The sequence below is a fragment of the Streptomyces stelliscabiei genome, assembly GCF_014873495.1.
Classification (GTDB): domain Bacteria; phylum Actinomycetota; class Actinomycetes; order Streptomycetales; family Streptomycetaceae; genus Streptomyces; species Streptomyces bottropensis.
Genome location: NZ_JADBGF010000001.1, coordinates 6,124,931 through 6,136,867 on the forward strand (window position 1 = coordinate 6,124,931; position 11,937 = coordinate 6,136,867).

Below are 11,937 nucleotides of genomic sequence, written 5' to 3' on the forward strand. Positions count from 1 at the left end.
GCCCGGGGGCGGGCGCAGGCTGCGTGTTCGGATGGGATGAGGGCGCGTGGGCGGGGGATTCCCGGGCGCCGCATCCCGGGCGTCCACGGTGTCACCCCCGACGGACGCATCACCGTCGTGATCCGCGGACCCAGCGAGTACGGACTCGCCGGGCACCTCGCCGGACTCGGCGCGTGGCTCGACATCACCAGTCCCCCAGGTGTGCGAGACCACCTCGCCGCCATCGGCAACGCCCTCACCGGACGATACGGCGGGAGCGGTCGCCGTGCGGCGACGCGGGAACGTCCGTGAGCTGCAAGGACCCGCGGGAAACGGTCCGGTTCCCGGACCTGCCGCCTCGCGGCGGTGCTCAACCGGTCCTGGGCCGGCTCCGCGAGCCCCGCCCACGCGGCACGTCGCATCCCCCGGCCAACGGCTCCGTCCAGTCCGACAGCGCCCGGGACGCGTAGGCCCTCACGTCTGCGTCCGTGTCCTTCGTGGCTGTCGTGAGGGCCGTGCGGGCTTCCTCGGTGGTGGTGTGGTGGGTCAGGGAGAGGACGGTGGCTTTGCGGACGTCGGCGTTGGGGTCCGCCAGGGCTTCGGCCAGGGCCGGGACGGCGACGGTGGTGGCCGCGGAGAGGGCCGTGGCGGCGCCGGCGCGGACCTGCCAGGCGGGGTCGGTGAGGGCGGTGACGGCTCGGGCGGCGAGCGGAGGGGGGCAGCCGACGGTGCCCAGGGCGGCGTAGGCGGCGGCGCGGACCAGGGGGTCGGGGTCGTCGGTCAGGGCGGTCAGCGCGGTGAGGACGGCGGGGGGCCGGGGGGTTGCGGTGTCCGCCGAGACCGTGGCCAGGGCCTTGGCGATCGTGACGCGGACCTCGCGGGACGGGTCGGCGGTCGCGGCCCCGGCCAGTTCGGTGGCGGCGTCGACCGAGACGAGGGCGCGTACGGCCTCGATGCGGACGGAGATGTCGGAGTCCGGCAGAAGGGCCGCGTACAGGGCGGTGTCGCCGAGGCCGAGGGCGCGCAGCACGTCCAGGGCGGCGGCGCGGACGACCGGGTCGGGCTCGGCCAGGGCGGCGGCGAGGCCGTCGCGGAGGGCGGGCTCGGGCGGGAGCGTCTCGACGAGTTCGCGCAGTGAGGCCGCGGCGGCGGCGCGGACCTCGGCGGCGGCATCGCGGAGGGCTTCGGCGAGGGCGGGGCCGGTGCCGGGCGGAAGGGTCTCGGTGAGGACGGCGACCGCCTCGCGCCGGACGGCGGGTGCCGGGTCGGCCAGGTAGGGCCGGAGGGCGTCGAGTTCGGGCTGCTCCTCGGCGAGGGCGACCAGTTCGAGGAGGCGGGTGGAGGAGGTCGGGGGGGTGGGGTGGGAGGAGAGGGCCCCGCTTCCGGACCCGTCGGCAGCCGCATCGCTCTCCGAGTCCGTCCCCGCAGCTCCCGCATCCCCCGCGACTCCCGCCGCCACCGGTGCCACATCCCGTGACCCCGCCGTCGCCACGTTCTCCGCGTGGACCTCGCCCAGGTGGCGGGAGGGGCCGCCGACCGGGGTGAACTCCTCGATGGGGACGAGGTAGGGGGCGACGGGGCGGGCGGTGAACTCCATCGCGCCGGAAGGGGACTTGTGGAGGTCGAGGTGGTGGAACCAGGAGGCGTCGTCGCGGTGGGGGTGGTCGAGACGGTCGTGGTAGAGGCCCCAGCGGGACTCGGTGCGGGCGAGGGAGGCGCGGGCGGCCATCTCGGCGCAGTCGCGGATGAAGGAGACCTCGGCGCAGCGCATCAGCTCGTGCGGCGTGCGGGCGCCCATCTCGGCGATGTCGTCGCGCATGCGCTCGAAGGCGTTGAGGGCGAGCGAGAGCCGGGAGCCGGACTTCGGGGGCGCCACGTAGTCGTTGACGAAGCGACGGAGCTTGTACTCGACCTGCGGCTGCGGAGGGCCGTCCGGGTTGCGCAGCGGACGGTAGATCAGCTCGTGCGCGTCGCGGAGCTGGTCCGGCGGCAACTCGCCCTCGTACGGGGTGTACCGGGAGGCGTCCGCGCCCGCCAGGTCACCGAAGACGAACGCGCCGATCATGTAGTTGTGCGGGACGCAGGCGAGGTCGCCGGCGGCGTACAGGCGGGGGACGGTCGTACGGGCCTGGTCGTCCACCCGGACGCCCGAGGCCGAGTGGCCGCCGCACAGGCCGATCTCCGAGATGTGCATCTCGATGTCGTGGGTGCGGTAGTCGTGGCCGCGGCCGGCGTGGAAGGTCCCGCGGGTGGGACGTTCCGTGGTGTGCAGGATCGACTCCAGCGCGGAGACGGACTCCTCGGGGAGGTGGCTCAGCTTCAGATAGACCGGCGCGCGGTCGGAGGCGATCTCGGCGGCGAACTCGGCCATCATCTGGCCGGACCAGTAGTCGGAGTCGACGAAGCGTTCGCCGTGCCGGTTGACCTGGTAGCCGCCGAAGGGGTTGGCGACGTAGGCGCAGGCGGGGCCGTTGTAGTCCTTGATCAGCGGGTTGATCTGGAAGCACTCGATGCCGGTGAGCTCGGCGCCCGCGTGGTAGGCCATGGCGTAGCCGTCGCCCGCGTTGGTGGGGTTCTCGTAGGTGCCGTAGAGGTAGCCGGAGGCGGGCAGACCGAGGCGGCCGCAGGCGCCCGTGGCGAGGATGACGGCGCCCGCGCGGACCGTGACGAACCGTCCGGTGCGGGTGTTGAAGCCCGCCGCGCCGACGGCCCGCCGCTCCGCGCCCTCGCCGGCCGTGAGCACGCGGACCGGCATCACCCGGTTCTCGATGCGGATCCGCTCGCGCATCTCACGCCGCCGCAGCTGCCGGTACAGGACCTTCTTGACGTCCTTGCCCTCCGGCATGGGCAGCACGTACGAGCCGGAGCGGTGGACCTGGCGGACCGCGTACTCGTTGTGCTCGTCCTTCTCGAACTTCACCCCGTACGACTCCAGCCGCCGCACCATGTCGAAGCCGCGGGTGGCGGTCTGGCGGACCGTGGACTGGTCGACGATGCCGTCGTTGGCGCGGGTGATCTCGGCGACGTAGTCGTCCGGTTCGGCGCGGCCCGGGATGACGGCGTTGTTGACGCCGTCCATGCCCATGGCGAGGGCGCCCGAGTGGCGGACGTGCGCCTTCTCCAGCAGCAGGACGTTCGCGCCGTGCTCGGCGGCGGTCAGGGCCGCCATGGTGCCGGCGGTGCCGCCGCCGATGACGAGGACGTCGCAGGTCAGCTCGTCGGCGTCGGCGAGCGCCGGAATCGTGAGGGGGGTCTCCACCGTGTCCACCGTGTCCACCGAAGTGCCTTTCATGTACGCGGGTACGCGAGCGCTCAGTCGCTGAGCGAGGTCAGGACGTCGCGGCGCAGGGCCGCGCGCGCCGGGTCGTCGTGGGCCGTACGGTCGCGGGGGCGCGGGACGTCCCGCACGGCGGTCAGCCGGCCGGAGCCGAGGAGGGCCACGCGGTCACCGAGGAACAGGGCCTCGTCCACGTCGTGGGTGACGAAGACGACCGTGGCGCCCGTGCCCCGCAACACCTCCACCAGCAGGTCCTGCATCCCGGCGCGGGTCTGGGCGTCGAGCGCGCCGAACGGCTCGTCCATCAGGACGGCGCGGGGGCGCCCGGCGAGGGCGCGGGCCAGCTGCGCGCGCTGGCGCTGTCCGCCGGACACGCGGTGCGGGAGCTGCCGGGCGTACTCGGCGAGTCCGACTCGGGACAGCCACTCCTCGGCCTGGGTGCGGCGTTCGGCGCGGGGCAGGCCACGGATGGCGAGCGGGAGTTCGACGTTGGCGCGCAGGGTGCGCCAGGGCAGGAGGGCGTCCTCCTGGAAGACGAGGGCGCGTTCGGCGGAGGGACCGGTCAGCGGGGCCTCGTCCTGGGTGATCTCTCCGGCGAGCGGCGGCAGCAGGCCCGCCAGGGTGCGCAGGAGGGTCGACTTGCCGCAGCCGGACGGTCCGACGACCGTGAGGATCTCGCCGGCAGCGATGTCCAGGCCGACGTCCGTCAGGGCGACGGCGTCGGGGCGGCCCAGGTCGGCGCGGTGGAGGGCGAGGCGGGTGCCGCGTTCGGGGGCGGGCTTCGCCTTCGCCCCGACGGCCGGCGTCGGCGCCGGTGCCTCCGTGCGGACCCGGGCCCGGGTCTCAGACGAGGTGCTCATCACGTGCCTCCTCGGGCTCGGCCGTGGTGGGGACGGTGGTCGCCGGGGCGGCCTGCGTTACGGCGGTCCGCGGCACCCGGGGGCGGGCGGCGGGGGCCGACGAGGTACGGGGCAGCCAGTGCGTCAGCCGGCGGCCGACCAGCTCCACGGCGGTCGACGTCAGCCAGCCCAGCACCCCGATCGTGGCCATGCCGACGAAGACGCCGGGATAGTTGACGACCGTGTAGTCCTGCCAGGTGCGGTAGCCGACGCCGTACTGCCCGGAGATCATCTCTGCGGAGATCACACAGATCCACGACACCCCGATGCCGACCGACAGACCGCCGAAGATGCCCGGCAGCGCGCCCGGCAGGACGACCGAGGCGAGGACTCGCCACCGGCCGCCGCCCATCGTGCGGACCGCCTCCTCCCACACCGGGGTCAGCGCCCGTACCGCGTGCCGGGTGGAGACAAGGACCGGGAAGAACGCGGCGGTGAAGGTGATGAAGACGATGCCCTGCTCGTTGGAGGGGAACAGCAGGATCGCCACCGGGACGAGGGCGATCGCCGGGATCGGGCGGATCACCTCCAGGACCGGCCCCAGCAGGTCCTCGGCGAGACGGGACCGGGCGACGAGGGTGCCCACCGCCACACCCAGCACCGCCGCCAGCAGGAAGCCGGTGAGGATGCGGGTGAGGCTGTCGGTCAGGTCGGTCCAGTAGTCCGGTCCGGTCACCCGGTCCGCGAAGGCGTGCGCCACGTCGGTGACCGTGGGGAACTGCGAGAAGCGCAGCCACACGTCGACGTCCAGGCTGGTCAGCAGCTGCCAGAGGCCGAGGGCGGCGACCAGGGACAGCGCGCGCAGGGCGTAGCGGGCGGCGGGCCGGGAGCCGGGGCTCCGTACGCGCCGGGCGCCGGCTTTCGCGGGGCGGCTCACGAGGCCCGCTCCAGGGCGGCGGCGTAGGTGACGGTCTCGGCGCCGTCGTGTCCGGCGACGTACGCCTTCGCCGTGGCCGGGGCGACGAAGGGCAGGAGCCGGTCGCCGTCGGCCACCCAGACCGCCTTGTCGGCGAACCACTGGGTGCCGGTGGTGGCGTCCGGGACGTACGCGGCGCGGATCGCGTCCTTGTGCCCGGCGACGTAGGCGAGGAGTCCGGCGGGTGTCTGGAAGGAGCGGGTCTCGGTGGCGTTCTTGGGCCAGACCTCGCTCGCGGCCGGGGCGGGCTCCGCCGCGAGCCGCTTGTCGTACGCGGCGGAACCGAGCGCCTTGCGGACGTACCGGTCGTCGACGAACGCGTCCACGTCCACGTCGCCCGTCAGCTTCGCGGCCCTGAGGATCGGCACGTCCTTCTTCAGGGCGGCGATCAGCGCGGGCTTCAGCGCGGGGTCGAAGGTCGCGATGCCGTGGGCGCCGTTGTAGAGGTAGACGACCTCGGCGGGCAGTCCCGTGGCGTCGGCGACCTTCTCGGCGGCCTCGACGGGGTGCTCGTTCAGGTAGTCCGTGGCCTTGGCCTGGGCCTTGAGGAAGGCCTCCAGGACGGCCGGCCGCTGCTTCGCGAAGTCCTCGCGGGCCGTCACACCGTGGAAGGTCGGCAGGTCCAGCTGGGCCCCGTCGTACAGGGCCTTCGCCTTGCCCTGGTAGGTGAGCAGGCCGGGCCAGGCCACGAACTGCGACAGTGCGTCGGTGCTGCCGGCGGAGAGCGCGGAGGCGCCGACGGCCGGCTGCTGGTTGAGCTTCTCGATGTCCTTGTCGGCGTCGAGGCCGGCGTCGTTCAGCGCCCGTACGAGGGTGCCGTCGGCCGCCGACCCGATGCTCGTGGAGACCTTCCTGCCCTTCAGGTCCTTGAGCGTGCTCAGCTTCGAGTCCGGCGTGGTGACGATGGTGTTGAGGCCGCCCCGGAGGTTGTAGCCGGTGGCCGCGACGAGCCGGGTGGGCTTGCCGAGCTGCTTGCCGCGGGCCGCGTTGAGCAGCAGCGGGAAGTCGCCCATCGAGCCGATGTCGATCTTCCCGGCGGTCATCTGGGCGGTGATGGGGGCGCCGGTGGCGTAGTCCTGCCAGTCGACCTTGTACGTGGTCTTCCCGCCCAGCGCGTTCAGCTCGTCCTCGAAGTAGCCGAGGGAGCGCAGGAGGGTGCCGGCGGTGACGGTGTTGATGGTCTTGGACTGGTAGCCGACGGTGACGGTGACCGTCCCGCCGTCCGCCGCGGTGTCACTGCCGTTGCCGCAGGCGGTCAGGGTCAGCGGCAGCAGGAGGGCTGTGGCCAGGGTGACTGCTTTGGTCTTCATGGGTGTTCGGGCCTCTCACCGGAGCGTTCAGCGGAGCAGGTAGGGCATGTTGACCGTGACGGCGCCGGTGGGACAGCGGGCCGCGCACGGGCCGCAGTACCAGCACTCGTCGACGTGCATGTAGGCCTTGCCGTTGCTCTCGTCGATGGCCAGGGAGTCCAGCGGGCACATGTCCACGCAGAGGGTGCAGCCGTCGATGCACTTCGACTCGTCGATGGTCACGGGCACGTCGGCCCGCTGGGGCGCCAAAGGCATGGCTGTCTCCAGGGAGGGGCGGAACAGGGGCTGTTGCGGGGGCTGTTACAGGGAGCGGTGCAGCAGACCGCTCATCGCGATGCGGTCGCCCCGGAAGCGGATGAACTCCAGGTCGACGGGCCGGCCGTCGGCGAGGTGGGTGAGCCGTTCCAGCATCAGGACGGCCGAGCCGCGCGGGGCTTCGAGTACGGCGGCGGAGTGGGTGTCCGCGTTCACCGCCTCCAGGGTGATCTCGGCGTGGCCGAGGCGCCGGCCGGTGATCGTCTCCAGGAGGCGGAAGACGTCGGTGTTCTCCAGGTCGGCGCCGAGGAGTGCCGTGCCGAGGTCGAGGGGGCCGAGGGCGAGGGGGATGTAGGTGAGGTCGAGGGAGAGGGGGAGGCCGTTCAGCCGGCGCAGACGTTCGATGTAGAGGACGTCGCTGCCGGGTGGGAGGTGGAGGCGGTCGGCCACGGGGGCGGGGGCCGGGGCGGGGCCCATGGTGCGGACCTCGTTGGTGACCGTGCCGTGTTCGCGGAGGGTTTCCGCGAGGCCCTGCAGATGGTCGAGGCCGTGGGGATACTTCTGGGCCACGACGACGGTGCCCACGCCGGGGAACCGTTCCACGAGGCCCTCGGCGCGCAGGAGGTCCAGTGCCTCGCGGACCGTGTTGCGGGTCGCGCGGTAGTCGGTGGCGAGGGTGGACTCGTGGGGGAGGGTGCCGTTCTCGAAGCCGCCGGTGAGGAGTTGGCGACGCAGGAGGTCGGCGAGCTGCCGTGCCTGGTCCGCACGCAGCCGACGGCGCGCACGGTGGGCGGCGACGGTGGTCGCGCCCTGGCCGGCGTGCTCTCGGACGCGGTCGGTGGGTGGCATGTTTCGAACCATACCGAAATGGTGGGGAAGGGAATGTTGCCGGAGTGTTGCGCCATGTTGCCGACCGGGCCTGCCGGTTCTGAGCTGGGGTTTTGCGGCGGTGTGACGAAGATCTGCCACCGGGTTGTCCAGTGGGTGGGATGCGAGGGTCAATGGCTGGGATTCGCCCTCTCCTCCGCCCTCCGCCCGTCCGCCTCTGCGCGTGCTGACGTCGGGCCGCGCCGGGCGCGGGGAACTGCGCGAGCAACCCCGAGGGACGTGACGCCGCCGACGAAGCGCCCGCCCCTACGGCGAGGACGCGCCCTCAGCCACCCAAGTCGCCGGCCCCCGAACCCCCCGGAGCCCCCGAGCGCACCCATGCCGCCCCGCCACCGGAGGCGCAGGCACCCACGCCGCCCGCCGCCGGAGCCGGAGGCACCCACGCCCGCCCCGCCGCCGGAGGCGCAGGCACCCCCTAGTCCCGGGCCCGCACCCGCCCCTTCACCTCTCCCAGCCCCACCCTCGCCCCGCCCGGCCCCGGTGCCCAGGCGGTGAGGGTCACCTCGTCGCCGTCCTCCAGGAACGTGCGCTTGCCGTCGGGGAGGTCGAGGGCGTCCCGCCCGTTCCAGGTGAGTTCCAGCAACGAGCCCCGCTCGCCCGCCTCCGCCCCGCTGACCGTGCCGGAGCCGTAGAGGTCGCCCGTCCGCAGGGACGCCCCGTTGACGGTCATGTGCGCCAGCTGCTGGGCGGCGGTCCAGTACATCGTGGAGAAGGGTGGCTCCGAGACGACGTGTCCGTTGACGGCGACGCTGATCCGCAGGTCGTACCCCCCGAGGTCGACGTCCGGCCCGGAGTCGTCCAGATAGGGGAGGAGCGGATGCGTGCGCTCCGGCGGCGCCACCCGTGCCTCGTCCAGGGCTTCCAGCGGAGTGATCCACGCCGAGACCGACGTCGCGAAGGACTTCCCGAGGAACGGGCCGAGCGGAACGTACTCCCAGGCCTGCAGATCGCGCGCGGACCAGTCGTTGAGCAGGCAGAGTCCGAAGACGTGGTCGCGGTAGTCCCGCAGTCCCACCGGCCGCCCCCTGTCCGAGGGCACGCCCACCACGAACCCGACCTCCGCCTCGATGTCCAGTCGCACGGACGGGCCGAACACGGGCGCCGGATCGGCGGGCGCCTTGCGCTGCCCGGACGGCCGTACCACCTCCGCGCCGGAGACGACGACCGTGCCGGACCGGCCGTGGTAGCCGATCGGCAGATGCTTCCAGTTGGGGGTCAGCGAGTCCGGGGAGTCGGGCCGGAAGATCCGGCCCACGTTCCGCGCGTGGTTCTCGGAGGCGTAGAAGTCGACGTAGTCGGCCACCTCGAACGGCAGATGCAGGCGCACGTCGGACAGCGCGTGGAAGTGCGGCGCGATGGTCTGCCGGTGCGAGGGCACGGTGAGCCACGCGGTCAGGGCCCGCCGGAGGTCCGACCAGGCGGTACGTCCCGCGGCGAGCAGGGGGTTGAGCGTGGGGTGGGCGAGGAGCGCGGTGTACGGGGAGCCGAGGGCGTGGGCCGCGGCCGCGGCGTCGAGGACGTGGTCGCCGAGACGGACCCCGACCGTGCGGGCGTCGGAGCCGGCGGGGGAGAAGACGCCGTAGGGGAGGTTGTGCGACCCGAAGGGGTGACCCTCGGGGATGCCGAAGGGGTGACCCTCGGGGACGTCGGAGGGATTGCCTTCGGGGACATCGACGTGGGGCATCAGATGCTGCCTCGCTCTCGTGCTTTCCGTCGTTCCTCTGGTCGCGGCACACGTTACGGGGCGGTGCGAAGATCGGGGAGTGTCTGAAGAGTTCGCAATGTCCGGGTACGCAAGGTCCGGGCAGGGGACGTGCACGCGATCGCGCGCACCGTCGCGCACGCGCTGTGTGCCCGCGCCGTGTGCCCGCGCGCTGTGTACGTCCTGCGCGTGCTCACGTGCGCCGACGCCCACTGAACCGCCGTTCGGGCAAAGGGGGTTGACATACGGGGTGGCCATGGCGGTCGGGATGCCGGACGTCGTCCGGTTCGCGTCGAACCGATGGGGCGTGGCATCCGTATTCTCTGATCATGGCCGCTCCCACCGCATATTCACTCATCGCCACTGACCTGGACGGAACGCTCCTGCGCAGTGACGACACGCTCTCCGACCGGTCCCTCGCCGCGCTGGCGCGGGCCACGAGGGCCGGTGCTCAGCACCTCGTGGTGACGGGACGGCCGGCGCCCAGAGTGCGCCCACTGCTGGAGGATCTCGGCGGCAGGGGGCTCGCGGTGTGCGGACAGGGCGCGCAGTTGTACGACCACGGTGCGGACCGGCTGCTGTGGTCCGTCACCCTGGACCGGGAACTCGCCGAGACCGCGCTCGGCAAGATCGAGGCCGAGGTGGGACAGGTGTACGCCGCCGTCGACCAGGACGGGGTCGACGGTCTCACCCTGATCGAGCCCGGCTACCTCATGCCGCACCCCACGCTGCCCGCGCTGCGGGTGCCGCGCCGGGACGACCTGTGGTGCGAGCCGATCAGCAAGGTGCTGCTGCGCCACCCCTATCTGTCGGACGACGAGCTGGCCTCGGCGGCGCGCATGGCGGTCGGCTCGCTGGCCACGGTCACCATGTCGGGGCCCGGCACCGTCGAACTCCAGCCATGCGGCATCACCAAGGCCACGGGCCTCGCCCTGGCCGCCGACCACCTCGGGCTGACCGCGCAGCGGACCATCGCCTTCGGTGACATGCCCAACGACATCCCGATGTTCGACTGGGCCGCGCACGGGGTCGCCATGGCCAACGCCCATCCCGAACTCAAGGCCGTCGCCGACGAGGTGACCCTCTCCAACGAGGACGACGGCATCGCCGTGGTGCTGGAGAAGCTCTTCCCGTGAACGGGCTGTTCCCCTGGGCCCGCCGGCCCAGGGGAACAGATGGAGAAGGGGGAGCCGCAGGGCTCAGTACGCGCCGAAGACGTTGTCGATCGAGCCGTACCGGTCGGCGGCGTAGTTGCACGCCGCCGTGATGTTCGCGACCGGGTCGTACGGGTCGTACGGGGTGCCGGAGACGTGGTACGCGGCGAACGTCGGGTCGATGACCTGGAGGAGGCCCTTCGAGGGGGTGCCCGCGGCGGCGTTGGAGTCCCAGTTGTTGATGGCCAGCGGGTTGCCCGAGGACTCGCGGATGATGTTGCGGTAGATCCCGTTGTACGTTCCGGGAATTCCCTTTTGCGCCATGATGTCCAGCGACTCGCGGATCCAGCCGTCCAGGTTGTTCGCGTAGGTCTTGACCGACGCCTGCGTGGCCTTGGACGTCTTGGACGCCGTCGACGACTTCTGGGCCGTGGCCGGCTTGGTCGCGTTCAGCTTCAGCTTCAGGCCCGGGCGGATCAGCGCCGGGTTGTCGCCGATGGCCGCGCGGTTGTTCTTGTAGAGCTGCTGCCAGCCGCCCTTGGTGTGGTGCTTGCGCGCGATGGAGGACAGCGTGTCGCCGGAGACCACGGTGTACGTCGTGGGCTTGGGCAGCGTCGCGGCGGGCGCGGACTGCGGGGCCGACTGTACGGAGGTGACGGCCTGGGTCGGGGTGGCGGCGTTCGCGGTCGTGGCGACCGTGAGCGGGAGGGCCAGTGCGGCCCCGCCGGTGCCGGCGGCGACGATGCCGCGGGTCAGCGCGTTGCTTCGGGGACGACGGTGTTTGCCGTGTGCGGGCATGGTGAATTCCTCTCCGTCGCCTGCGAGGTGAGCTGTCGGGTTCGGGCTGGAGATGCCCGGCCGTGCGCGTCGTCCCGGCGGTCGCTGTGCGTGCCGCGTCCGCTGGGCGTACTGCGCGTGGCTTCACCCCGAGCCGGTCCGAAGGGGGTCTTCGGACCGACGGCTTACCTGGGTCCCCCGCTCCTGCCGTGCGTGGATGAGTGGTGATGGGTGGGGAGTCCGGGGCGGCGGCAGGATTCGGCGGTCCGTCCGGACGGGGTGTGAACGTATGCGAGAGCACACGACCGGAACAAGTCCTGGTTTGGCGCTTTGATCCAGTTGACCTTGAGTTTGCTGCGATTCGACCCAAGATCAGATATCTCGTGCAGGGCTCAACTTGCCTACCGCAAAGGGAAAATCGACGGCGTGGGGTGTGAATGTCGCGTAGGGGGTGAGGGGAGGCTGGTGACTCAACTCACGGGAGGAGTCGGGTGAAGTGAAGAGTAAGGCGCAAATCGGTCAACTCGGGCTGGGGGGAGAGGGTGTATTTGGTGCGAAATGTGCGGGCGTCCGAGTGGGGGAGGCGGTCGGGCGGGGAGCGCGTCGGAGGTCGTCCCGGGGCCGCGTATGCGTCGTCGCGGGCGAGGGCGGGTACCCGTCGCGGGCGGGCGTGTGTGCGGGCCCGTGGGCGGGGGTGCGGGCAGGTGTGCGGGCCCGCGGGCCGGCGTGCGGGTCGGGCGCGGACGGGTGCGGCACGCGCGTCGATGGATATCGGCGTGG

10 protein-coding genes are annotated in these 11,937 nt (G+C 72.4%); 2 read left to right on the forward strand and 8 right to left on the reverse strand.

What is annotated here, in order from left to right; genetic code table 11:
• Positions 1–36 precede the first annotated feature (36 nt).
• The gene (locus H4687_RS48725; protein WP_046913384.1) at positions 37–291 is read left to right on the forward strand and encodes a WCX domain-containing protein; all 255 of its coding nucleotides are present in this window, start codon (positions 37–39) and stop codon (positions 289–291) included.
• 58 nt (positions 292–349) lie between these two features.
• Here H4687_RS48725 and H4687_RS27135 read toward each other — a convergent pair whose 3' ends face one another.
• From H4687_RS27135 to fahA, 7 genes are all read right to left on the reverse strand, one after another.
• Entirely contained in the window at positions 350–3,271 is a 2,922-nt protein-coding gene (locus tag H4687_RS27135) for a fumarate reductase/succinate dehydrogenase flavoprotein subunit (RefSeq protein WP_225966838.1), read from the reverse strand.
• A gap of 20 nt (positions 3,272–3,291) precedes the next feature.
• Positions 3,292–4,116, reverse strand: a complete 825-nt coding sequence (locus tag H4687_RS27140) for an ABC transporter ATP-binding protein (protein WP_046918536.1) — start codon at positions 4,114–4,116, stop codon at positions 3,292–3,294.
• Complete coding sequence (locus tag H4687_RS27145; RefSeq protein WP_046918537.1) at positions 4,100–5,032, reverse strand: ABC transporter permease; 933 nt, start codon at positions 5,030–5,032, stop codon at positions 4,100–4,102. The genes H4687_RS27140 and H4687_RS27145 overlap by 17 nt, the downstream gene beginning before the upstream one ends.
• Positions 5,029–6,381, reverse strand: a complete 1,353-nt coding sequence (locus H4687_RS27150; protein WP_046918538.1) for an ABC transporter substrate-binding protein — start codon at positions 6,379–6,381, stop codon at positions 5,029–5,031. The genes H4687_RS27145 and H4687_RS27150 overlap by 4 nt, the downstream gene beginning before the upstream one ends.
• A gap of 27 nt (positions 6,382–6,408) precedes the next feature.
• Complete coding sequence (locus tag H4687_RS27155; RefSeq protein WP_010986276.1) at positions 6,409–6,636, reverse strand: 4Fe-4S dicluster domain-containing protein; 228 nt, start codon at positions 6,634–6,636, stop codon at positions 6,409–6,411.
• Positions 6,637–6,681: 45 nt separating this feature from the next.
• Positions 6,682–7,485 carry a GntR family transcriptional regulator gene (locus tag H4687_RS27160; RefSeq protein ID WP_050398109.1) on the reverse strand — a complete coding sequence of 268 codons (804 nt, stop codon included), beginning with the start codon at positions 7,483–7,485 and terminating at the stop codon, positions 6,682–6,684.
• Between the two features lie 454 nt (positions 7,486–7,939).
• Positions 7,940–9,208: a fumarylacetoacetase gene (gene fahA / locus H4687_RS27165; RefSeq protein WP_050398110.1), complete on the reverse strand. Its 1,269-nt coding sequence runs from the start codon at positions 9,206–9,208 to the stop codon at positions 7,940–7,942.
• 347 nt (positions 9,209–9,555) lie between these two features.
• Between fahA and H4687_RS27170 the strand changes: the two genes are divergently transcribed.
• On the forward strand, positions 9,556–10,362 hold the full coding sequence (locus H4687_RS27170) for a Cof-type HAD-IIB family hydrolase (protein WP_046920076.1): 807 nt from the start codon (positions 9,556–9,558) through the stop codon (positions 10,360–10,362).
• Positions 10,363–10,425: 63 nt separating this feature from the next.
• Here the strand turns inward: H4687_RS27170 and H4687_RS27175 are convergent, their stop codons facing one another.
• Positions 10,426–11,178: a transglycosylase SLT domain-containing protein gene (locus H4687_RS27175; RefSeq protein WP_046920075.1), complete on the reverse strand. Its 753-nt coding sequence runs from the start codon at positions 11,176–11,178 to the stop codon at positions 10,426–10,428.
• Positions 11,179–11,937: the final 759 nt, after the last annotated feature.